General features: G+C 58.9%; 15 protein-coding genes. 8 read left to right on the top strand and 7 right to left on the bottom strand.

The window, feature by feature from the left end; all coding sequences use genetic code 11:
- Positions 1–90 precede the first annotated feature (90 nt).
- The 7 genes from cmoM (at position 91) to ACSBQQ_RS09795 (ending at position 10,820) form a co-directional block, all read left to right on the top strand.
- The gene (gene cmoM / locus ACSBQQ_RS09825; protein WP_033646604.1) at positions 91–876 is read left to right on the top strand and encodes a tRNA uridine 5-oxyacetic acid(34) methyltransferase CmoM; all 786 of its coding nucleotides are present in this window, start codon (positions 91–93) and stop codon (positions 874–876) included.
- Positions 873–2,195, top strand: coding sequence for a chromosome partition protein MukF (mukF, locus tag ACSBQQ_RS09820; protein ID WP_004928228.1), 1,323 nt, complete (start codon positions 873–875; stop codon positions 2,193–2,195). Before cmoM ends, mukF begins: the two co-directional genes overlap by 4 nt.
- Positions 2,176–2,904, top strand: a complete 729-nt coding sequence (gene mukE, locus ACSBQQ_RS09815; protein ID WP_033637863.1) for a chromosome partition protein MukE — start codon at positions 2,176–2,178, stop codon at positions 2,902–2,904. The genes mukF and mukE overlap by 20 nt, the downstream gene beginning before the upstream one ends.
- The gene (gene mukB, locus ACSBQQ_RS09810) at positions 2,901–7,349 is read left to right on the top strand and encodes a chromosome partition protein MukB (RefSeq protein WP_060428382.1); all 4,449 of its coding nucleotides are present in this window, start codon (positions 2,901–2,903) and stop codon (positions 7,347–7,349) included. The genes mukE and mukB overlap by 4 nt, the downstream gene beginning before the upstream one ends.
- A 221-nt stretch (positions 7,350–7,570) precedes the next feature.
- Positions 7,571–9,379, top strand: a complete 1,809-nt coding sequence (gene ldtD, locus ACSBQQ_RS09805; protein WP_071883794.1) for a L,D-transpeptidase — start codon at positions 7,571–7,573, stop codon at positions 9,377–9,379.
- Between the two features lie 180 nt (positions 9,380–9,559).
- Positions 9,560–10,108, top strand: coding sequence for a YcbK family protein (locus tag ACSBQQ_RS09800; RefSeq protein WP_033637866.1), 549 nt, complete (start codon positions 9,560–9,562; stop codon positions 10,106–10,108).
- Positions 10,109–10,172: 64 nt separating this feature from the next.
- Positions 10,173–10,820 (top strand): MBL fold metallo-hydrolase, encoded by a 648-nt coding sequence (locus ACSBQQ_RS09795; RefSeq protein ID WP_033646596.1) that lies wholly within the window; start codon positions 10,173–10,175, stop codon positions 10,818–10,820.
- A gap of 76 nt (positions 10,821–10,896) precedes the next feature.
- Here the strand turns inward: ACSBQQ_RS09795 and ACSBQQ_RS09790 are convergent, their stop codons facing one another.
- The 5 genes from ACSBQQ_RS09790 to ACSBQQ_RS09770 all read right to left on the bottom strand — a co-directional run bounded on the left by ACSBQQ_RS09790 (position 10,897) and on the right by ACSBQQ_RS09770 (position 18,535).
- On the bottom strand, positions 10,897–12,087 hold the full coding sequence (locus tag ACSBQQ_RS09790) for an amino acid aminotransferase (RefSeq protein ID WP_039566691.1): 1,191 nt from the start codon (positions 12,085–12,087) through the stop codon (positions 10,897–10,899).
- 244 nt (positions 12,088–12,331) lie between these two features.
- Positions 12,332–13,459, bottom strand: coding sequence for a porin OmpC (gene ompC, locus ACSBQQ_RS09785; protein ID WP_039566689.1), 1,128 nt, complete (start codon positions 13,457–13,459; stop codon positions 12,332–12,334).
- A 301-nt stretch (positions 13,460–13,760) separates the two neighbouring features.
- The gene (asnS, locus tag ACSBQQ_RS09780; RefSeq protein ID WP_033637870.1) at positions 13,761–15,161 is read right to left on the bottom strand and encodes an asparagine--tRNA ligase; all 1,401 of its coding nucleotides are present in this window, start codon (positions 15,159–15,161) and stop codon (positions 13,761–13,763) included.
- A 212-nt stretch (positions 15,162–15,373) separates the two neighbouring features.
- Entirely contained in the window at positions 15,374–16,579 is a 1,206-nt protein-coding gene (gene pncB, locus ACSBQQ_RS09775; RefSeq protein ID WP_033646591.1) for a nicotinate phosphoribosyltransferase, read from the bottom strand.
- Positions 16,580–16,834: 255 nt separating this feature from the next.
- Positions 16,835–18,535, bottom strand: a complete 1,701-nt coding sequence (locus ACSBQQ_RS09770) for a GGDEF domain-containing protein (RefSeq protein WP_033646589.1) — start codon at positions 18,533–18,535, stop codon at positions 16,835–16,837.
- A gap of 336 nt (positions 18,536–18,871) precedes the next feature.
- Here ACSBQQ_RS09770 and pepN point away from each other — a divergent pair, with 336 nt between their 5' ends.
- On the top strand, positions 18,872–21,490 hold the full coding sequence (gene pepN, locus ACSBQQ_RS09765; RefSeq protein WP_033646587.1) for an aminopeptidase N: 2,619 nt from the start codon (positions 18,872–18,874) through the stop codon (positions 21,488–21,490).
- A gap of 56 nt (positions 21,491–21,546) precedes the next feature.
- Here the strand turns inward: pepN and ssuB are convergent, their stop codons facing one another.
- A complete protein-coding gene (ssuB, locus tag ACSBQQ_RS09760; RefSeq protein WP_033646586.1) occupies positions 21,547–22,320 on the bottom strand; it encodes an aliphatic sulfonates ABC transporter ATP-binding protein in 774 nt (257 codons plus the stop codon).
- Complete coding sequence (gene ssuC / locus ACSBQQ_RS09755; RefSeq protein WP_033646585.1) at positions 22,317–23,111, bottom strand: aliphatic sulfonate ABC transporter permease SsuC; 795 nt, start codon at positions 23,109–23,111, stop codon at positions 22,317–22,319. The genes ssuB and ssuC overlap by 4 nt, the downstream gene beginning before the upstream one ends.

The raw sequence follows: 23,111 nt of genomic DNA, 5'->3' as shown, positions 1-23,111 counted from the left end.
ACATTCTAAGCCAGTCTGTGCCAAAATAGCAGGTTTGAATGGGCGTGCGCTTTGCCGCCGACAAGAATGAGATCAGCGGAGCCGTTGTCCATGCAGGATCGCAATTTTGACGATATTGCTGAAAAATTTGCGCGTAATATTTACGGCACCACGAAAGGAAAAATTCGCCAGGCGGTGGTTTGGCAGGATCTGACCGGGCTGCTGGCGCAGTTGCCGCAGCGGCCGCTGCGCATCCTCGACGCCGGGGGCGGTGAAGGCCATATGGCCTGCCAACTGGCAGAATTAGGACATCAGGTGTTGTTGTGCGATCTTTCTGGTGAGATGATCCAGCGCGCCGCGCAGCTGGCGGAGCAGAAAGGTGTGAGCCAGAACATGCAATTCGTACAAAGTTCTGCGCAGGATATCGCTCAACATTTGGAACAGCCGGTTGATCTGATATTGTTTCATGCAGTGCTTGAATGGATCGCCGAGCCCGAAGCGGCGCTGCGGGCGTTGTATGACTGCCTGACGCCGGGCGGTGCGCTGTCGCTGATGTTCTTCAACGCCAACGGCCTCTTGATGCGCAACGTGGTGTTGGGTAATTTCCAACTGGTGGATCCCGAGGTCAGGCGGCGCCGCAAGCGTTCGCTGTCGCCGCAATATCCGCACGATCCGCTATTGGTCTACGGTTGGCTGGAACAGCTGGGCATGCGCATCAGCGGCAAAACCGGGGTGCGGGTGTTCCACGACTATCTGCAGAGCAGACAGCTGCAAACACAAAAATTTGAAGAGTTACTGGCGCTTGAACAGCACTATTGCCGGCAGGAGCCGTACGTGAGTTTGGGGCGCTATATTCACGTCATGGCGCATAAACCAAACCTGAAGGACGAACTATGAGTGAATTTTCCCAGACAGTACCCGAACTGGTCGCCTGGGCACGGAAAAATGATTTCTCTATTTCGCTCCCTACTGAGCGTCTCGCATTTTTGCTCGCCATCGCCACCCTGAACGGCGAACGGCTGGACGGCGAGATGAGCGAAGGTGAGCTGGTTGATGCATTTCGCCATGTCAGCAAGGGTTTTGAACAGACGCATGAAACGGTGGCGATGCGCGCCAACAATGCGATCAACGACATGGTGCGCCAGCGCCTGTTGAACCGCTTTACCAGCGAACTGGCGGACGGTAACGCGATTTACCGCCTCACGCCGCTGGGCATCGGCATTACCGATTACTATATTCGCCAACGCGAATTCTCCACGCTGCGTCTGTCGATGCAGCTGTCGATCGTGGCGCAGGAGCTCAAGCGCGCCGCCGACGCCGCCGACGAGGGCGGCGACGATTTCCATTGGCACCGCAACGTGTTCGCGCCGTTGAAATATTCGGTGGCGGAAATCTTCGACAGTATCGACATGACCCAACGCGTGATGGACGAGCAGCAGCAGAGCGTGAAAAACGACATCGCGGCGCTGCTGAGCAAAGACTGGCGGGCGGCGATCTCCAGCTGTGAAATGCTGCTGTCGGAAACCTCGGGCACCCTGCGCGAGCTGCAGGATACGCTGGATGCGGCGGGCGACAAGCTGCAGGCCAACCTGCTGCGCATCCAGGACGCCACCCTCGGCAACGTGGAGCTGGGCTTCGTCGACAAGCTGGTGTTCGATCTGCAAAGCAAGCTGGATCGCATCATCAGCTGGGGCCAGCAGGCGATTGACCTGTGGATCGGCTACGATCGCCACGTGCATAAATTTATCCGTACCGCTATCGATATGGATAAAAACCGCGTGTTCGCCCAACGCCTGCGCCAGTCGGTGCAAACCTATTTCGACCACCCGTGGGCGCTGACCCATGCCAATGCCGATCGTCTGCTGGATATGCGCGACGAAGAACTGGCGTTGCGCAGCGAGGAAGTGACCGGGGAACTGCCGCCGGATCTGGAGTTCGAAGAGTTCAGCGAAATTCGCGAACAGCTGGCGGCGATGATCGAAGAGGCGCTGAAGGTGTATCAGGAACAGCAGATGCCGCTCAACCTTGCAGCGGTGATGCGCGATTATCTGGCGCAATATCCGCGTGCGCGTCATTTCGACGTGGCACGTTTAGTGGTCGACCAGGCAGTGCGCCTCGGTGTGGCTGAAGCAGATTTCTCAGGGTTGCCGGCGGAATGGCAGGCAATCAATGATTACGGAGCCAAGGTCCAGGCCCATGTCATCGACAAATATTGAACAAGTAATGCCAGTCAAGCTGGCCAAGGCACTGTCCAACTCGCTGTTCCCGGCGCTGGACAGCCAACTGCGCGCGGGTCGTCACATCGGTATCGATGAGCTGGACAACCATGCCTTTTTAATGGATTTCCAGGATGAGCTGGAAGAATTTTACACCCGTTACAGCGTCGAGCTGATTCGGGCGCCGGAAGGTTTCTTCTATTTGCGCCCGCGCTCTACCACGCTGATCCCGCGCTCGGTGCTGTCCGAGCTGGATATGATGGTGGGTAAGATCTTGTGCTACCTGTACCTCAGCCCCGAGCGCCTGGCGCACGAAGGCATTTTCAGCCATCAGGAGCTGTACGACGAGCTGCTGAGCCTGGCCGATGAGAACAAGCTGCTGAAGTTCGTTAATCAGCGCTCCACCGGTTCGGATCTCGATCGGCAGAAGCTGCACGAAAAGGTGCGCACCTCGCTGAACCGCCTGCGCCGCCTTGGCATGGTCTACTTCATGGGCAATGACAGCAGCAAGTTCCGCATTACCGAGGCGGTGTTCCGCTTCGGCGCCGACGTGCGCAGCGGCGACGATCCGCGTGAAGCGCAGCTGCGCATGATTCGCGACGGCGAGGCGATGCCGGTTGAAACCAGCCTGTCGCTGAACGATGAGAATGAGGCTGAGGATCAGCAGGTTGATAACGCTCCTGACGGTGCAGAGGATGAACAGGAATGATTGAACGCGGTAAATTTCGCTCGCTGACGCTGGTTAACTGGAACGGCTTCTTTGCCCGCACCTTTGATCTGGATGAGCTGGTGACCACGCTGTCCGGCGGTAACGGGGCAGGGAAATCCACCACCATGGCGGCTTTCGTCACCGCACTGATCCCCGATCTGACGCTGCTGCACTTCCGTAACACCACCGAAGCGGGCGCCACCAGCGGTTCGCGCGATAAAGGCCTGCACGGCAAGCTGCGCGCCGGCGTGTGCTACTCCACCCTCGACGTCGTCAACTCGCGCCACCAGCGCGTGGTGGTCGGCGTGCGTCTGCAGCAGGTAGCGGGGCGCGATCGCAAGGTCGACATCAAACCATTCACCATTCAGGGCCTGCCGACCGCGGTGCAGCCGACCGAGCTGCTGACCCAGACCGTGGGTGAGCGCCAGGCGCGCGTGCTGTCGTTGCAGGAACTGAAGGATCGCGTGGAAGAGATGGAGGGCGTGCAGTTCAAGCAGTTCAACTCCATCACCGATTACCACTCGCTGATGTTCGATCTGGGCGTGATCCCGAAACGCCTGCGTTCGTCCGCCGATCGCAGCAAATTCTACCGTCTGATTGAAGCGTCGCTGTACGGCGGTATTTCCAGCGCTATCACCCGCTCGCTGCGCGATTACCTGCTGCCGGAAAACAGCGGCGTGCGCAAGGCGTTCCAGGATATGGAAGCGGCGCTGCGCGAAAACCGCATGACGCTGGAAGCGATCCGCGTCACCCAGTCGGATCGCGATCTGTTCAAGCATTTGATCTCCGAGGCCACTTCCTATGTGGCGGCGGACTATATGCGCCACGCCAACGAACGCCGCATCCATCTGGACGGCGCGCTGGCGCTGCGCAGCGATCTGTTGGGCAGCCGCAAGCAGCTGGCCGCCGAACAGTATCGCCATGTGGAAATGGCGCGCGAGCTGAGCGAACAGAGCGGTGCCGAATCCGATCTGGAAACCGATTACCAGGCCGCCAGCGACCACCTGAATCTGGTGCAGACGGCGATGCGTCAGCAGGAGAAGATCGAGCGCTATGAAGCCGATCTGGAAGAGCTGACCTACCGTCTGGAAGAGCAGAACGAAGTGGTGGCCGAGGCGAGCGAGCAACAGGCCGAAAATGAAGCGCGCGCCGAAGCGGCCGAGCTGGAAGTGGATGAGCTGAAGAGCCAGCTGGCCGACTACCAGCAGGCGCTCGACGTGCAGCAGACCCGTGCCATTCAGTATCAGCAGGCGCTGCAGGCGCTGGAGCGCGCACGCGCGCTGTGCCAACTGCCGGATCTGACCGCCGATAACGCCGAACAGTGGCTGGATACCTTCCAGGCCCGCGAGCAGGAGGCGACCGAAGCGCTGCTGATGCTGGAACAGAAGCTGAGCGTGGCCGACGCCGCGCACGGCCAGTTCGAACAGGCCTATCAGTTGGTGGGTAAAATCGCCGGCCAGGTCAGCCGCAGCGAAGCCTGGCAGTGCGCGCGCGAATTGCTGCGCGACTGGCCTTCGCAGCAGCACCTCGCCGAGCGCGTTCAGCCGCTGCGCCTGCGCCTAAGCGAACTGGAACAGCGCCTGCGCTCGCAGCAGGACGCCGAGCGCCTGCTGCAAGAGTTTTGCAAACGCCATGGCCAAGAGTACCAGCCGGACGATCTTGACATGCTGCAGCAGGAGCTGGAAGAGCGCCTGGAAGCGCTGTCGCAGAACGTCAGCGAAGCTGGCGAGCGCCGCATGGAGATGCGCCAGGAGCTGGAGCAGATCCAGCAGCGCATCCGTGAGCTGACGGCGCGCGCGCCGGTGTGGCTGGCGGCGCAGGACGCTCTGAGCCAGCTCAGCGATCAGAGCGGAGAGCCGCTGGAAAACAGCCAGCAGGTGACCGAATACATGCAGCAGCTGCTGGAACGCGAGCGTGAAACCACCGTCGAGCGCGACGAAGTGGCGGCCCGCAAACGTGAAGTGGAAGCGCAGATCGAACGTCTCAGCCAGCCGGGCGGCGCGGAAGATCAGCGCCTGGTCACGCTGGCCGAACGTTTCGGCGGTGTGCTGCTGTCGGAAATCTACGATGACGTCACCATCGACGACGCGCCTTACTTTTCGGCGCTGTACGGCCCTTCGCGCCACGCCATCGTGGTGCCGGATCTGTCGCTGGTGCGCGAGATGCTGGAAGGGCTGGAAGATTGCCCGGAAGATCTTTACCTGATCGAAGGGGATCCGCAGTCGTTCGATGACAGCGTATTCGCCGTCGAAGAGCAGGAAAAAGCGGTGGTGGTGAAAATCGCCGATCGCCAGTGGCGTTATTCCCGCTACCCGGAAGTGCCGCTGTTCGGCCGTGCGGCGCGCGAAAACCGCCTGGAAGTGCTGCATGCCGAGCGTGAAACGCTGGCGGAGCGCTATGCCACGCTGTCGTTCGACGTGCAGAAAACCCAACGTTCGCACCAGGCTTTCAGCCGCTTTATCGGTACCCATCTGGCGGTGGCGTTCGACGCCGACCCAGAAGCGGAGATCCGCAGCCTGAACGCCCGCCGTGGCGAAATCGAACGCGCACTGAACAATCACGAAGCGCAGAACCAGCAGCAGCGTCAGCAGTACGATCAGGCCAAAGAGGGTATTTCCGCGCTCAACCGCCTGATGCCGCTGGTGTCGTTGCTGAACGATGAAACGTTGCAGGACCGCGTCGACGAGATGCGCGAAGAGCTGGAAGAAGCGCAGGACGCCGCGCGTCATATTCAGCAGCACGGCGTGTCGCTGGCCAAGCTGGAGCCGCTGCTGTCGGTGCTGCAGAGCGATCCGCAGCAGCATGAACAGCTGCAGCAGGATTACGCGCAGGCGCAAAGCGTGCAGCGTCAGGCGAAACAGCAGGCGTTCGCGCTCACTGAAGTGGTGCAGCGTCGCGCGCACTTCAGCTATACCGACTCCGCCGGCATGCAGAACGCCAACAACGATCTCAACGACAAGCTGCGCCAGCGTCTGGAGCAGGCGGAAGCCGAACGCGCCCGCGCCCGTGAGCAACTGCGCCAGTATCAAACCCAGTTCACCCAGTACAGTCAGGTGCTGGCTTCGCTGAAAAGTTCGTACGACGCCAAGCGCGACATGCTGAAAGAGCTGAGCCAGGAGCTGGTGGACATCGGCGTGCAGGCCGACGCCAATGCCGAAGCGCGCGCCCGCGCGCGTCGCGACGAACTGCATGCGGCGCTGAGCAACAACCGCGCTCGCCGCAATCAGCTGGAGAAACAGCTGACCTTCTGCGAAGCCGAAATGGACGGCCTGCAGAAGAAACTGCGCAAGCTGGAACGCGATTATCATCAGCTGCGCGAGCAGGTGGTGACCGCCAAGGCGGGCTGGTGCGCGGTGATGCGCCTGGTGAAAGACAACGGCGTGGAACGCCGCCTGCACCGCCGCGAGCTGGCGTATATGGATGGCGACGAGCTGCGCTCGATGTCGGATAAGGCGCTCGGCGCGCTGCGTCTGGCGGTGGCGGATAACGAACATCTGCGCGACGTGCTGCGCCTGTCGGAAGATCCGAAGCGGCCGGAGCGTAAGATTCAGTTCTATATCGCGGTGTACCAGCACCTGCGCGAACGCATCCGTCAGGACATCATCCGCACCGACGATCCGGTCGAGGCCATCGAACAGATGGAAATCGAGCTGGGCCGTCTGACCGAAGAGCTGACCGCGCGCGAGCAGAAGCTGGCGATCAGTTCGAAAAGCGTGGCCAACATCATTCGCAAAACCATTCAGCGCGAACAGAACCGCATTCGCATGCTGAACCAGGGGCTGCAGGCCGTTGCCTTCGGCCAGGTGAAGAGCGTGCGGCTGAACGTCAATGTGCGCGAAGCGCACGCCACTCTGCTGGACGTGCTCTCCGAGCAGCAGGAACAGCATCAGGATCTGTTCAACAGCAACCGCCTGACCTTCTCCGAAGCGTTGGCCAAACTGTATCAACGCCTGAATCCGCAGATCGACATGGGGCAGCGCACGCCGCAGACCATCGGCGAGGAGTTGCTGGACTACCGCAACTACCTGGAGATGGAAGTGGAGGTATACCGTGGCTCCGACGGCTGGCTGCGTGCGGAAAGCGGCGCGTTGTCTACCGGTGAAGCCATCGGTACCGGGATGTCAATCCTGGTGATGGTGGTGCAGAGCTGGGAAGAAGAATCCCGTCGCCTGCGCGGCAAAGACATCTCGCCGTGCCGCCTGCTGTTCCTCGATGAAGCGGCGCGTCTGGATGCCAAGTCGATCGCTACGCTGTTTGAGCTGTGCGACCGTCTGGAGATGCAGCTGATCATCGCGGCGCCGGAAAACATCAGCCCGGAGAAGGGCACCACCTATAAACTGGTGCGTAAGGTGTTCCAGAACCACGAGCATGTGCACGTGGTGGGGCTACGCGGTTTCGCCGGCGAGCCACCGGCGCTGGGCACTGCGCCGGTTGAAACGCCGTAAGGCAGAAAAACGCCCTAAAAATCCGAAAATAGCCGCCGCAGGGTGGCTATTTTTTTGTGCGCGTGGATGATAGTCCTGCTTTTTTATCCGTTGAAAAGCGGTTAGTTTAATCACATAAACAGTTATTCGGCGCCCGCAGGGCGAAACGGCCTTTCTGTTTGTATACTGAAACTATATGCAGTTTTTGACGTTTTTTTTTGTGAGCATACAGGGGGCAAGGGATGTTGCTTAAAAAGGGAAACTTTCTACGACGTTTGGCGCTGAGTGGCGCTATCGCCTGTAGTCTTGTGTCGTCGTTTTCCGCATCGGCCACCGTCCCGGCGTTGCCGGTGGCATCAGCAGGCATGTCCGTTGCGCAGAGCCGTTCTGAACTGCTGGCCGCGTTGCCGCGCGGCATGGATTTGCACTACCTGTCCACGCTGGCGCCGCTGTATGCGGCGAATCACATGCAGCCGATGTGGCAGGATCGCGAAGCCGTTCAGCAATTTCAGCAGCAGCTGGCCGAGCTGGCGATGTCCGGCGTGCAGCCGCAGTTCACCCAATGGGTGAAGATGTTGACCGATCCGGCGCTCAGTGAAGCGGGCCGCGATGCGGTGCTGTCCGATGCGATGCTGGGCTATTTGCAGTTCGTCTCCGCCATCGGTGCCAACGGCAACAACTGGCTGTACAGCAATATTCCCTACAAGCTTGGCTTGCCGCCCACCGCGGTGATCAACCAATGGCAGCTGGCGGTGCGCCAGGCGCGTACTCTGAGCTACGTGAATTCGCTCGCGCCGCAGCATCCGCAATACGCCAAGATGCATCAGGCGCTGCGCGACATGCTGGCGGATAATCGTCCCTGGCCGCAGGTGGGCAGCGGCCCGAGCCTGCGCCCAGGCCAGATGAGCAATGATATTCCGGCGCTGCGTGAGATCCTGACGCGCACCGGTATGCTCGCCGCCGCGGCGCCGGAAGCGGAGCCGGAACCGGCGGTGGTTTCGGCGAAGATCAATGAGCCCGACGACGGCGGGCTGACGGTAGACGAAGAGAAAAGCCGCGTGACGGTCAGCCCATCGGCAGCGCCGGTGACGGAGCTGACCGCGGAACAGACGCCGCCGCAGATTGGCAGCGTGGTGAGCGATAACCTCTATACCGACGAACTGGTGGAGGGCGTCAAGCGCTTCCAGAAATGGCAAGGGCTGACGGCGGATGGCGTGATCGGCGTGCGCACCCGCGAGTGGCTCAACGTGTCACCGAAAACCCGCGCCGCGCTGCTGGCGCTGAATATCCAGCGCCTGCGGATCCTGCCGGGGCATGTCGGCACCGGCATCATGGTGAACATTCCCAACTACTCGCTGACCTACTACCAGAACGGCAATGAGGTGCTGTCTTCCCGCGTTATCGTCGGGCGGCCGAGCCGCAAGACGCCGCTGATGAGCAGCGCGTTGAACAACGTGGTGGTCAACCCGCCGTGGAACGTGCCGACTACCCTGGTGCGTGAGGACATCGTGCCGAAGGCGATGCGTGACGGTAACTACTTCCAGAAACACGGCTATACCGTGCTGTCGGGCTGGAGCAACGATGCGGAAGTGATCAACCCGGCGATGATCGACTGGAGCATGGTCTCTGCGCGCAACTTCCCGTATCGCGTGCGTCAGGCGCCGGGCGCGACCAACTCGCTGGGGCGCTTCAAGTTCAATATGCCGAGCTCGGACGCCATCTACCTGCACGATACCCCGAACCACAGCCTGTTCCAGAAAGACATCCGCGCGCTCAGCTCCGGCTGCGTGCGGGTGAACAAGGCTTCCGATTTGGCGAATATGCTGCTGCAGGACGCCGGCTGGAACAACAGCCGCGTGTCTTCCACGCTGAAAGAAGGGAATACCACTTATGTGAATATTCGCCAGCGTATTCCCGTAAAACTGTATTATCTGACCGCCTGGGTTTCGGATGACGGCCAACCGCAATTCCGTACAGATATTTACAATTATGATAATACGGTGCGATCGGGCGCACAAATTTTGGCTCAGGCCAAAAAATTAATGCAGTAAATGCAGTAATTATAAATAAATAACGGTCAGAATGTTTGGCTATACCGCAGGCCCTCGTAGCCGGGGGCCTGTAAACCTAGGCGTATCGCGGGTTGACTCAGCATACGCAGGCGGTTATGGTTCGGACAGTGCGCTGCTTTGTGCATTTATTTTGACATTCTTGCCGGGTTTAACAGAGTCATGGACAAAATTGATCATCACCGCCGTAAATGGCTGGCGCTAGGTGGCGCCGCTATGGGCATAGCGCTGCTTCCAGGGCAGGCGTTTGCCAGTATTTCCACCGCTCGACCGCGTATTTTAGTGTTGAATAACCTGAATACCGGTGAATCTATTAAAGCCGAGTTCTTTGACGGCAAAGGTTACAATAAAGAAGAGTTGGTGCGGCTAAATCATCTGTTCCGCGATTATCGCGCCAACAAGGTTAAATCGATCGATCCCCGCTTGTTTGATCACCTCTATCGTCTGCAGGGGCTGCTGGGCACCAGCAAGCCGGTGCAGCTGATCTCTGGATACCGTTCCGTAGACACCAACAACGAACTGCGTGCGCATAGCCGCGGCGTGGCCAAGCACAGCTACCACACCAAAGGCCAGGCGATGGATTTCCACATCGAAGGTATCCAATTGAGCAATATCCGCAAAGCGGCGTTAAAAATGCGCGCCGGTGGTGTAGGATATTACCCACGTAGCAACTTCGTACACATCGATACCGGCCCGGTTCGGACCTGGTAATCGCTGTGCCGTCAGTGAATAACGCCGCCCCTTGCGGAAGCGGCGTTATTGTCATTGGAGCCTTATGAAATACCATCTTATTCCCGTTACCGCCTTTAGCCAGAACTGCAGTCTGATTTGGTGTGAAAACACGCAGCAGGCGGCGTTGGTCGATCCCGGCGGTGAAGCGGAAAAAATCAAAGCGGAAGTCGCGCGGCAGGGGGTGACGGTCACCCAGATTTTGCTGACGCACGGCCATTTGGATCATGTCGGCGCGGCGGCGGAGCTGGCGGACCATTATCAGGTGCCAATCTATGGCCCGGATAAAGAAGACGCGTTTTGGCTGGACGGTTTGCCGGCGCAGAGCCGGATGTTTGGGCTGGAAGAGTGCGCGCCGCTGACGCCGACCCGCTGGCTGTCGGAAGGCGATGAGATGCAGGTGGGCGAGATGACGCTCAAGGTGTTGCATTGCCCTGGGCACACGCCGGGCCACATCGTCTTTATCAATGAGCAGGCGCGTTTGGCGCTGGTGGGCGACGTGCTGTTTAACGGCGGCGTGGGGCGCAGCGACTTCCCGCGCGGTGACCATCAGGCGCTGATCGCCTCTATTCGCACCAAACTGCTGCCGTTGGGCGACGACATGCGCTTTATTCCCGGCCACGGCCCGATGTCGACCTTCGGCCACGAGCGCCAGACCAACCCGTTCCTGCGCGAAGAGCCGGCGGTGTGGTAACGATTATTTCCCGGCAGAAATAATCAAGGGCGCATAGAGCGCCCTTTTTTACGATTTATGACCTGCGTCGATGCCTTTAGAGCACGGCGACGATGGCTTCACACAGCGGCGCCATGTTGTCCGGCGTCATGCCGGCCACGTTCACCCGGCCCGAGTTCACGGCGTAGACGCCGAACTCTTCGCGCAGACGCAGCACCTGTTCTTTGGTCAGGCCGCTGAACGAGAACATGCCGTTCTGTTGGATGATGAAGCTGAAGTCCTGCTGCGCGCCTTTCTCCTGCAGGGTGTTCACGAACAGCTGACGCATGCGGTGAATACGCTGGCGCATGTCGGTCAGTTCCTGCTCCCACATCGCGCGCAGCGCATCGTTGCCCAGAATGGTGGCGACAACCGCCGCGCCGTGTGACGGCGGGTTGGAGTAGTTGGCGCGAATGGCCGCTTTCACCTGGCTGAAGGCGCGATCGGCGGTTTCGGCATCGGCAGCCACAAGGGTGCAAGCGCCGACGCGCTCATTGTACAGGCCGAAGTTTTTCGAGTAGGAGCTGGCAACGATCAGCTCTTGATGTTTGGCGGCGAAAATACGCAGGCCCTGCGCATCTTCTTCCAGACCGTTGGCGAAGCCCTGGTAGGCGAAATCGAACAGCGGCAGCCAGCCATTGGCGACGGAAAGCTCAGCCAGCTGTGCCCACTGTTCCGCCGTTGGATCGATACCGGTCGGGTTATGGCAGCAGCCGTGGAACAGCACCACATCACCGGCCTGCGCCTGTTTCAGGCTGTTCAGCAGGCCGTCAAAGTCCAACGCGTGGTTGGCGGCGTCGTAGTAGGCGTACTCCAGCACTTCCAGGCCCACGGCGCTAAAGACGTTCTTGTGGTTTGGCCAGCTTGGGTTGCTGATCCAGATGCGCTTGGCGCTGGTCTGGTTGGCGATAAAGTCTGCCGCCACGCGCAGGCCGCCGGTGCCGCCGGGCGTCTGTGCGGTACGCGCGCGCCGCGCGGTAACGATCGGGCTCTCTTTGCCGAACAGCAGCTCTTGCGTGCAGCTGGCGAACGCCGGGATGCCTTCAATGCCGAGATAGTTTTTGGTGGTCTCGTTTTCCAGCAGATACTGTTCAGCTTTTTTTACGCTGGTCAGCACCGGCGTTTTGCCAGTTTCGTCTTTATAAACGCCAATCCCTAAATTGATTTTATTCGGGCGGGCGTCGGCGCGGAAAATGTCGGTCAGGCCCAGGATCGGGTCGGCGGGTGCGGCGGTGATTTTTTCAAACATGTCAGGTGCTTCCAAATCTCGGAGTTAAGCAGACAGAAGCATCAGGGTAGCGCCAGTTATCGGCTTTGCCAACCGTTTGCGATAAAAACACCGCGATCTTGTGAACGGGAAGGATTCGACAGAAAAAATGATGGGGAAGGGGAAATCTGCAGGATAAAACGTTACCGGGAGACACAAATAAAAACAGGGCCGAAGCCCTGTTTTTTAACTTAGCCGACGGTAAACCGCCGTTAAGCGAGACAACTTAGAACTGGTACACCAGACCAACGGCTACGATATCGTCGGTAGCGGTGCCGGTTGCTTTGGTGAACTCGTTGTCATCCAGCAGGTTGATTTTGTAATCAACGTAGGTGGACATGTTTTTGTTGAAGTAGTAAGTGGTACCAACAGAAACATATTTAACCAGATCCTGGTCAGAGCTTACGCCTGGGACGTTCAGGTTCTTGCCTTTAGACTGCAGGTAAGACACTTCTGGACGCAGACCGAAGTCGAACTGGTACTGAGCAGTGACTTCGAAGTTCTGAGTTTTGCTCGCGAAGCCACCGCACTTGTCATCGGTAGCTGCACAGCCTGCACCGAAGTTACCGCCGCCGAACGGAGTCATGTTACGGGTTTCTGCGTACATCGCCGCCAGGTAAACGTTGTTGGCATCGTATTTCGCGCCCACGGTCCATGCGTCAGCCTTGTCGCCACGCTCGTTGGAACGCAGTTTCTGGTCGTCGGTACGGTTGGAAGAAGCGTATGCAGCGCCGAAGCTTACGCCTTCGCCGATGTCATAAGTAGAGGAGATACCCCAGCCGTCGCCGTTTTGTTTCTTAACGTTACGACCGTCGTTCTGGTTTTTGCCCTGGTATTGCAGAGCGAAGTTCAGACCGTCAACCAGACCGAAGAAGTTGTTGTTACGATAGGTCGCAACGCCGTTGGTACGGCCGGTCATGAAGTTGTCGGAGTAGGTGTAAGTATCGCCACCGAACTCTGGCAGCATATCGGTCCAGCCTTCCACGTCGTACAGTACGCCGTAGTTACGGCCGTAGTCGAAGGAGCCGTAGTCAGCGAATTTCAGACCGGCGAAGCCCAGACGGGTTTTGGTGCCTTCGGTGCCCTGAGATTCGGCGTGGTTGGACTGAACGTTGTATTCCCACTGGCCGTAACCGGTCAGTTGGTCAGTAATCTGGGTTTCACCTTTGAAGCCGAAACGAACATAGGTCTGATCGCCGTCATTGCCTTTGTCGTCGGAGAAGTAGTGCAGACCGTCAACTTTGCCGTACAGATCCAGCTTGTTGCCGTCTTTGTTGTAGATTTCAGCTGCGTTTGCTGCACCAGCAGCCAACAGAGCCGGGATAACCACTGCAAGAATGTTGCGCTTCATCATTATTACCCTCATTGGTGTTATTCGGACACCTTTGCCACTGCCGCCAATAATTCTTTGGGAACTATTGTTGATAGATTGGTGTCGTCCTGTGTCTGAACGCAGTGTTCCATTCACAGGCGGGTTAATCTAGGACGAAAATGATACCAATGTCCCAATCAGGTTGCAAAAGGAAAGTATGTGTAACCAAATGTAATTTTTCGGGAACTTTGTGATGTGCGTCAATATTAAAAAATGCGAAAGGCCAGCGAGGCTGGCCTTTGTTTTGTAACGAAATCGTTTAAAAAACGTTTGATCGTATGAATTAGAAGCTTGCGTTACGTGGTGTGCGTGGGAACGGGATCACATCGCGCACGTTTTGCACGCCGGTGACATAGGCGATTAAACGTTCAAAACCCAGGCCGAAACCGGAATGCGGCACGGTGCCGTAACGACGCAGATCGCGATACCACCAGTAGTCTTCTTTATTCAGGCCCATCTCTTCCAGACGTTGATCGAGCATGTCGAGGCGTTCTTCACGCTGCGAACCGCCGATGATTTCACCGATGCCCGGCGCCAGCACGTCCATGGCCGCGACGGTTTTACCGTCTTCGTTCATGCGCATATAGAACGCTTTGATGTCTTTCGGGTAGTTCTTCACCACCACCGGCGCCTGGAAGTGTTTCTCCGCCAGATAACGTTCATGTTCGGAAGAGAGATCGATGCCCCAGGAAACCGGGTTTTCGAAGGTTTGGCCAGAGGCCAGCAGGATCTCAATGGCGTCGGTGTAGTCCACCTGGGCGAAATCGGAAGAGACGAAGCGCTCCAGACGAGAGATTGCGTCTTTATCCACGCGTTCGGCGAAGAATTTCAGATCGTCTGCACGTTCATCCAGCACCGCCTGGAACACATACTTCAGCATGCTTTCGGCCAGGCCGGCGACATCGTCCAGCGTCGCGAAGGCCACTTCCGGCTCGATCATCCAGAACTCCGCCAGGTGGCGGCTGGTGTTGGAGTTTTCGGCACGGAAGGTTGGGCCGAAGGTGTATACCTTGGACAGCGCACAGGCGTAAGTTTCGCCGTTCAGCTGGCCGGAAACGGTGAGGAAGGCTTCCTTACCGAAGAAGTCCTGGCTGAAATCGACGGCGCCCTTGTCGGTGCGCGGCAGGTTTTCCAGATCCAGCGTGGACACGCGGAACATTTCGCCGGCGCCTTCGGTGTCGGAGGCGGTGATCAGCGGGGTGGACACCCAGAAATAACCATTTTCATGGAAGAAGCGGTGGATCGCCTGCGCCAGGGTATGACGCACGCGCGCCACGGCGCCGATCAGATTGGTGCGCGGGCGCAGGTGGGCCACTTCGCGCAGGTATTCGATGCTGTGGCGTTTGGCCGCCATTGGGTAAGTATCCGGATCGTCGACCCAGCCGACCACGTTGATCGCGGTGGCCTGCAGCTCAAAGCTCTGGCCTTCGCCCGGTGAGGCGACGACCTTGCCGGTAACTTCAACTGAGCAACCGGTGGTCAGGTGCAGCACTTCATCCTGATAATTCGGCAGAGAATTATTAACGACGGCCTGTAACGGATCAAAGCAGGAACCGTCATAGACGGCCAGGAAGGAGATACCAGCTTTTGAATCTCTCCGGGTACGTACCCAGCCGCGTACGGTGACTTCACTGTCAACCGCAGCACGACCTTGCAGTACGTCGACTACAGGCACTACGCTCATAGATTTCTCTCTTTAATAATTTGGTTTAGAAATAGCTTACAACCCAAGAATATGGGGGTAATGGCTATGTTACTTGCCGCGGTGCAGAGCACAAGCAGAAATCATCGGATTGGCGCAACATTTATCGTGGCTGGCTGAAAAGAGGGCGGTCGGGATAAAACAAAAAAGCCGGCGCCTGAACCGGGCCGGCTTTCTCTCTATATATAGAAGGCTCAGCTGGCTTTCTTCACCAGCGGCAGATCGAAGGCCTTGCGCAGAGCCCTGACGAACGCCTGATCCTGGCAAATGGTTTTGCCGGGGCTGTCGGAGAGCTTGGCCACCGGCTTGCCTTTGCACTCGACCAGCTTGATCACGATATTCAGCGGTTTGACGCCGGGAATATCGCAGGTCAGGCGCGTGCCGATGCCGAAGCCGAGATTGATGCGCTGGTAGAAATGGCGATAGAGCGCCAGCGCTTTTTCCAGATCCAGGTTGTCCGAGAACACCAGCGTTTTGCTCATCGGATCGATGCCCAGCTTTTGATAATGGGCAATGGCCTTTTCACCCCACTCGACGGGATCGCCAGAATCGTGGCGCAGCCCCTGATAACGTTCGGCGAACTGCGGGCCGAAGTCGCGCAGGAAGGCATCCATGGTGATACAGTCGGTGAGCGCGATGCCAAGCTGATCCGGGTATTCATCCAACCAGGCTTGCAAGGCGGCGCGCTGGCTGTTGGCCAGCACCGGGCTTATTTGCTGATGCGCCTGGAACCACTCATGCGCCTGAGTGCCGACCGGCGCCAGGCCGAGCTGATGCGCCAGATCGTAATTGCTGGTGCCCGACAGGTACGGGAATTCGGTCTGCAAGGTGCTGACGATGGCCTGTTGCACGCCTTGAGAGAAACGGCGACGGGTGCCGAAGTCCATCAGCTTGAAGCGCGAAAGATCCAGATCGCCCGCCAGCGTCTTGAACTGAGCCAGCTTGGTTTGCAGATGCGCCACTGCCTGTTCCGGCGTCGCCAACGGAGAGCGCCGACGGTGCACCACTTCGCTGATCACCGCCAGCAACGGCACTTCCCACATGATCACTTCACGCCAGGGGCCGGCGATGCGGATTTGCAGCTTGCCGTCGCGGTTGTCTATGGTGACCTGCTGCGGATCGTAGCGGAACGTTCGCAGCCAGCTCAGGTAATCCTGACGGAAGAAGGGCAGACCCGAAAGATAAGCGAATTCGGCGTCGGTCAGCGCCAGCCGGCTCATCAACGCCACCTGCGCGCGGATCTCGTCGGCATATTCGCCCAGCAGTTCGTCGCCGCGGCAGCGGAATTCCGCCGCCACGCTGATCGCGGGATAGCGATGGAACACTGCTTGCTGCATATGAAGCTTATAAGCATCGGTATCAAGCAGTGATGTCAAAATCGGGGAAGCGTATTGAGTCATAGCGCGTTACAGCATCCTCGTCAGGCGCGTGTCCAAATCCGGATAATCATAAAAGTGGGGGTGGAGTATACCCGGATTATCCTGTTATTGAAGCTGCATCACACCATAAATCACCAAAGCGGGTCGAGGATTAAACGTGCCTTTATGGCGGCCTGATAGCGGCGGGGAGGAAAAAAAGCCAGATATGCCTGTAAGGTGAATGACTTAGCCTAATTAGTCATAAAAATTATAATGTTAATTATTTTAAACAGCGAATCAGATATAGCCGGCCTGGGTATGCACGTTGACCCGATCCTTGCCGTTCTTTTTGCAAAAATAGAGCGCTTCGTCCGCCTGTTTGATCGCCGCTTGCAGCGCGGTGAATGCGTTGACCGGCGCAATGCCGCAGCTGGTGGTGAAACGCACTTGCCGTCCATCGGCCAGATTTAGCGTCAGGCGATGAGTGCGGGCGCGCAATTGCTCCATGATGTCCCGCGCGTTGTCCAACGAACAGTTGCCCAGCAGCACCGCGAACTCTTCGCCGCCGTAGCGGCAGAAGATGTCGCTGGCGCGGAACGCGCGTTGCAGCAGGTGGCTGAATGCCACCAGCGCCCGGTCGCCCACGTCGTGGCCATAGCTGTCGTTGAGCTGTTTGAAGTTGTCGATGTCGATCAGGCAAAAGGCTTGCGGGTAGCTGCCGTCGCCCAGCAGCTGACATTCAAGGAAGAATTTACGGCGGTTGTAAATATTGGTGAGCGGATCGAGGAAAGAAGAGGCCTCGAGCTCTTTAATCAGCAGTTGTTTCTCACTTTCCAGCGAGACCTTGTCCAACTGGTATTGCCTGAGCTGCTGAATGGCGTCGCTGATGGCGATCAATTCCTGGCTGTAGAAGGCGTCGTTGCGATCGATATTTATCTCGCCGCGCGACAGCCGCACGATATTGTTGTGGGTCTTGGTCAGCCAGCGGTTGATGCTGGTGCAGAACACCAGCGCCGGCAAAATGAACAGCAACACCACCAGGCCGGCGAGTGCAATCATGCCGTAAATGGTCGTCTGGCTGTCGTAAATCTTGTGACGCGACGCGAGGGTTTCCAGTTCGAAGCTGCGTTGATACAGCGCCTGCGACAGCCCGCTCACATCGTCGACATAGCGCGAAATAAGCGCGGTGGGGTAGGGCTGATGGGTATCGATAGCGGTGTACAGCCCATGGGTAATCTGTTGGAGGCGCTCAGCGGAAACCTGGGCGAGCAATGCATTGACGATGTTGGTGATTTGTCCATCGTCGTAGTTGATCTTCATGAAGATCAATCGGGTGCTCAGCGCGTTCAGTACGCCGGTCAGCTGAATGGACTTCAGGTAGGCGTCTTTGCGAATGAGCGGTCTGACGTTGACGTCGATAATCTGATCGCTCAATTCCGTCAGTGACATATTCAGCCGGTTATTAAGGCGGATGGCCTCGAGAAACATAAAAGAGTCGGTATCCACCATCCGGGTATCGTAGGTGTAGCGGTAATAGCTCTTACTGGTTTGCGAGATGTAATAGGCGCTGTTGATGTTGAACAGATTGGCGTTGGTGTTATTGACCTGCGAAAGCTGCAGGTTGTCATTATCCAGCAGCTGTTCCATCAGGCTGATCATCGACAGCGCGGCGATTTTTTGCCGAACCCCGAGCTGTCTGGCGACCTCATCGTCCAGATGTTCGCGGATGCGGGTAATTCTTTCGCGCGCCGCCCGATCGGCGGCCAAACATTGTGCTCGGGTGATTTGCGGATCGATCAGGCTCAAGCGTTTGAGGCGGTGCGCCTGCAAGGCAGCCTGAAAGGCTTCGGAGATTTCTTTGGCGCGATCAATTTTGTACAGATTGAGTTGGTTATCGCGGTAGTCGGTATGGGCTTCGAGCAGCTCATCGACGATGAACAGAGAGAAGGAAGTCATCAGGCACAGGGTAAAAAAATAGATTGCGTATTTAATTTTCATAGTGCGAGTCATCCTGATCCTGATGCCGCAATTATACCACCATGCCGCCTGCGTCGCCTCAACTATGCCGGCGCCCTCCGGTGGCGGTTTTTTAGCATTAAATGCTGATTTTTATTTAGCCATTGGTCACCTGCGCTATCGCCTGGCGGGCGATTTATGATTTGCCTCTGATTTCTCTCTCGTGGTCGCCCGGCGGCTCTGGGCTTTTCGGCCAGCTGTGATACAGTTTATTCACAATTCAGGCCCACCGCGCGCCGCAGGGGAACACTCCGGCTGCGGTACGAAGCAGAAGAGCGGCCTGGCACCTATAACTCACCGAGACGTTTAAGGGTTTTTATGACACAACAGCCACAGGCAAAATACCGCCACGATTATCGCGCGCCCGATTACACCACGACCGATATCGATTTGGACTTCAGTCTGGACGCGGAAACCACGCGCGTGACCGCCGTCAGTAAAATAAAACGTCAGGGCGCGGCCGGCGCACCGTTGGTGCTGGATGGCGAAGATCTGACGCTGGTGAGCATTCAGGTGGACGGCCAACCGTGGAGCGCCTACCGCCAGCAGGATAACCAACTGATCATCGAAGCGTTGCCGGCACAATTCACTCTTACCATCGTCAACGACATTCACCCGGCGAAAAACACCGCGCTGGAAGGGCTGTACCTGTCCGGCGATGCGCTGTGCACGCAATGCGAAGCCGAAGGTTTCCACCACATTACCTATTATCAGGATCGCCCGGACGTGCTGGCGCGCTTTACCACCCGCATCGAGGCCGACAAGGCGCGCTATCCGTTCCTGCTGTCGAACGGCAACCGCATCGGCCAGGGCGAATTGGCCGATGGCCGCCACTGGGTGCAATGGCAGGATCCGTTCCCGAAACCTTGCTACCTGTTCGCGCTGGTGGCGGGAGACTTCGACGTGCTGCGCGACAGCTTCACCACCCGTTCCGGCCGTAAGGTCGCGCTGGAGCTGTTCGTCGATCGCGGCAACCTGGATCGCGCCGACTGGGCGATGACGTCGCTGAAGAACTCGATGAAGTGGGACGAGACCCGCTTCGGCCTGGAATACGATCTCGACATTTATATGATTGTGGCGGTCGATTTCTTCAATATGGGCGCGATGGAGAACAAAGGGTTAAACATCTTTAACTCCAAATACGTGCTGGCGAAGGCGGAAACCGCCACCGACAAGGATTACCTGAACATTGAAGCGGTGATCGGCCACGAATACTTCCACAACTGGACCGGTAACCGCGTAACCTGCCGCGACTGGTTCCAGCTCAGCCTGAAAGAGGGGCTGACGGTGTTCCGCGACCAGGAGTTCAGTTCCGATCTGGGATCGCGTTCGGTCAACCGCATCGACAACGTGCGCGTGATGCGCGGCGCGCAGTTCGCCGAAGACGCCAGCCCGATGGCACACGCCATCCGCCCGGACAAAGTGATCGAGATGAACAACTTCTACACCCTGACGGTGTATGAAAAGGGTTCCGAAGTGATCCGCATGATGCACACCTTGCTGGGGGAGGAGAACTTCCAGAAAGGGATGCAGCTCTATTTCGAACGCCACGACGGCAGCGCCGCCACCTGCGACGATTTCGTGCAGGCGATGGAGGACGCGTCCAACGTCGATCTGTCGCGCTTCCGCCGTTGGTATAGCCAGTCCGGCACGCCGCTGTTGACGGTGCGCGACGATTACGACGCGGAAACCCAGCAGTATCGTCTGCATGTCAGCCAGCAAACCGCGCCGACCGCCGATCAGCCGGAGAAATTGCCGCTGCATATCCCGCTGGATATCGAACTGTACGACAGCGAAGGCAACGTCATTCCACTGCAAAAGGGCGGCCTGCCGGTCAATAACGTGCTGAACGTTACCGAAGCGGAGCAAACCTTCGTGTTCGACGGCGTGGCGCATAAGCCGGTGCCGTCGCTGCTGCGCGAATTCTCCGCGCCGGTGAAGCTGGACTATCCGTACAGCGATCAGCAGCTGACCTTCCTGATGCAGCACGCGCGCAATGAATTTGCGCGTTGGGATGCGGCGCAGAGCCTGCTGGCGACCTATATCAAGCTGAACGTGGCGCGGCACCAGCAGAAGCAGCCGCTGTCGCTGCCGCTGCACGTGGCCGATGCGTTCCGCGCAGTGCTGTTGGACGAAAAACTGGATCCGGCGCTGGCGGCGCAGATCCTGACGTTGCCGTCGGAGAACGAAATCGCCGAGCTGTTCGCCACCATCGATCCGGAAGCGATCGCCGCGGTGCATGAAGCGATCGTTCGCTGCCTGGCGCGGGAGCTGGCCGATGAGTGGCTGGCGGTATATCACGCCAACAAGACCGACGGCTACCGCGTGGAGCACGCCGAGATCGCCAAGCGCGCCTTGCGTAATGTGTGCCTGGGCTATCTGGCGTTCGGCGAAGATGTGGCGCTGGCGGATCAGCTGGTGAGCGAACAGTATCGCCAGGCGGACAACATGACCGACTCGCTGGCGGCGCTGTCTGCTGCGGTCGCGGCCCAGCTGCCGTGCCGCGATGCGCTGCTGGCGGCGTTCGACGAACGCTGGCATCAGGATGGCCTGGTGATGGATAAATGGTTCGTGCTGCAGGGCAGCAGCCCGGCGGCAGACGTGCTGAGCAAGGTGCGCGCGCTGCTGCAACACCGTTCGTTCAGCCTGAGCAACCCGAACCGCACCCGTTCGCTGATCGGCGGCTTCGCTTCCGGCAACCCGGCGGCGTTCCATGCCGCGGACGGCAGCGGCTATCAGTTCCTGGCGGAGATCCTCAGCGATCTCAACCAGCGCAACCCGCAGATCGCCGCGCGCCTGATTGAACCGCTGATTCGCCTGAAGCGTTACGACGCGGGCCGCCAGGCGCTGATGCGCAAGGCGCTGGAACAGCTGAAAGGATTGGAAAACCTGTCCGGCGATCTGTACGAGAAGATCAGCAAGGCGCTCGACGCCTGATCTTTTCGCGCTGGATAGATCAAGGGACGGCCTGCGCCGTCCCTTTTTTCATCCCTTCAATTCGCCGCCCGACGGCCGCTGGCCGCTGTGGCCGGCGGTGATAACACCCGCTCCAGCACTTCGGCCTCCAGTTCCGCTAGCCGGGCCGAGCCTTTGCGGCGCGGCCGCGGCAGATCGAGAGTCAGATCCAGCCCGATGCGGCCCTCTTCAATCAGGATCACCCGATCCGCCAGCGCGATGGCTTCGCTGACGTCGTGCGTGACCAGCAGTATGGTAAAACCGTGCTGTTGCCACAGCGTTTCTATCAGCCCCTGCATCTCGATGCGCGTCAGGGCATCCAACGCCCCGAGCGGTTCGTCCAGCAGCAGCAGGCGAGGGCGGTGGATCAGCGCGCGCGCCAGGGCGACCCGCTGCTTTTGCCCGCCGGACAGCGCCGCCGGCCAGTCGCGGGCGCGATCCGCCAAGCCGACCGCGTCCAGCGCCTGCAGCGCCGCATCGCGCCACTGGCCGCGCAGCCCCAGGCCCACGTTGTCGATCACCGTTTTCCACGGCAGCAGGCGCGCATCCTGAAACATCAGCCGGGTATCCTCTTTAGCGGCGGCAAGCGGCGCGTTGCCGCTGAGCAGCGCGCCGCTGCTGGGTTGTTCCAGGCCGGCCAACAGGCGAAGCAGGGTGCTCTTGCCGCAGCCGCTGCGGCCGACCACCGCCACGAACTGCCCGGCGGAAATGCGCAGCTGAATATTGTCCAGCACGGTGCGGTTGCCGTAACCTTTGCCGATGGACTCCAGCGTCACCGGCGTGCCTTGCGCAAGGCGAGCGGGAAGGGTCATAGCGCTTCTCCCTGTTTCAGTTGATAGGCCGGATGCCAGCGCAACCAGACGCGCTCCAGCAGCTGTGCGCCCACGTCCGCCAGCTTGCCGAGCAGGGCGTACAGCACGATCGCCACCACCACCACGTCGGTTTGCAGGAATTCACGCGCGTTCATCGCCAGGTAGCCGATGCCCGAATTGGCCGAAATGGTTTCGGCGACGATCAGCGTCAGCCACATGAAGCCGAGAGCGAAACGCACGCCGACCATAATCGACGGCAGCGCGCCCGGCAGCACCACCTGCGTAAACAGGCGGAAACCGCTCAGGCCGTAGCTGCGGGCCATCTCCAACAGGCCGCGATCGATGTTCTTGATGCCGTGATAGGTATTGAGATAAATCGGGAATAGCGTACCGAGCGCCACCAGAAAGATCTTGGCGGATTCATCGATGCCGAACCACAGGATCACCAGCGGGATCAGCGCCAGGTGCGGCACGTTGCGGATCATTTGCACCGAGCTGTCCAGCAGGCGTTCGCCCCAGCGCGACAGCCCGGTAATAAAGCCGAGGATCAGCCCGATGCTGCCGCCGATGGCAAAGCCGATCAGCGCGCGCTGGCTGCTGATGCTCAGGTGCTGCCACAGTTCGCCGCTTTGGCTCAGGCTCCAGAAGGCGGCCAGCACCGCGCTCGGCGCCGGCAAAATGCGGTTGGACAGCCAGCCGGTTTCTACGGCGATCTGCCAGAGGATCACCAGCGCCAGCGGCAGCGCCCAGGGGGCCAGCCGATACAGGATGCGTTGCGCGTTCTTTGCCAT

The sequence above is a fragment of the Serratia sp. G204Y genome (assembly GCF_051172435.1).
In the GTDB taxonomy this organism is placed as follows: Bacteria; Pseudomonadota; Gammaproteobacteria; order Enterobacterales; family Enterobacteriaceae; genus Serratia; species Serratia sarumanii.
This window is presented reverse-complemented; position numbering and strand designations above follow the sequence as displayed.

Excerpts from the sequence above, each read along its gene's own strand:
- pepN (WP_033646587.1), top strand. The coding sequence starts at position 18,872 with ATGACACAACAGCCACAGGCAAAATACCGCCACGATTATCGCGCGCCC.
- ACSBQQ_RS09770 (WP_033646589.1), bottom strand. The coding sequence starts at position 18,535 with ATGAAAATTAAATACGCAATCTATTTTTTTACCCTGTGCCTGATGACT.
- asnS (WP_033637870.1), bottom strand. The coding sequence starts at position 15,161 with ATGAGCGTAGTGCCTGTAGTCGACGTACTGCAAGGTCGTGCTGCGGTT.
- ACSBQQ_RS09790 (WP_039566691.1), bottom strand. The coding sequence starts at position 12,087 with ATGTTTGAAAAAATCACCGCCGCACCCGCCGACCCGATCCTGGGCCTG.
- mukF (WP_004928228.1), top strand. The coding sequence starts at position 873 with ATGAGTGAATTTTCCCAGACAGTACCCGAACTGGTCGCCTGGGCACGG.
- ssuB (WP_033646586.1), bottom strand. The coding sequence starts at position 22,320 with ATGACCCTTCCCGCTCGCCTTGCGCAAGGCACGCCGGTGACGCTGGAG.
- cmoM (WP_033646604.1), top strand. The coding sequence starts at position 91 with ATGCAGGATCGCAATTTTGACGATATTGCTGAAAAATTTGCGCGTAAT.
- ssuC (WP_033646585.1), bottom strand. The coding sequence starts at position 23,111 with ATGGCAAAGAACGCGCAACGCATCCTGTATCGGCTGGCCCCCTGGGCG.
- mukB (WP_060428382.1), top strand. The coding sequence starts at position 2,901 with ATGATTGAACGCGGTAAATTTCGCTCGCTGACGCTGGTTAACTGGAAC.
- ACSBQQ_RS09795 (WP_033646596.1), top strand. The coding sequence starts at position 10,173 with ATGAAATACCATCTTATTCCCGTTACCGCCTTTAGCCAGAACTGCAGT.
- ACSBQQ_RS09800 (WP_033637866.1), top strand. The coding sequence starts at position 9,560 with ATGGACAAAATTGATCATCACCGCCGTAAATGGCTGGCGCTAGGTGGC.
- pncB (WP_033646591.1), bottom strand. The coding sequence starts at position 16,579 with ATGACTCAATACGCTTCCCCGATTTTGACATCACTGCTTGATACCGAT.
- ompC (WP_039566689.1), bottom strand. The coding sequence starts at position 13,459 with ATGATGAAGCGCAACATTCTTGCAGTGGTTATCCCGGCTCTGTTGGCT.
- mukE (WP_033637863.1), top strand. The coding sequence starts at position 2,176 with ATGTCATCGACAAATATTGAACAAGTAATGCCAGTCAAGCTGGCCAAG.
- ldtD (WP_071883794.1), top strand. The coding sequence starts at position 7,571 with ATGTTGCTTAAAAAGGGAAACTTTCTACGACGTTTGGCGCTGAGTGGC.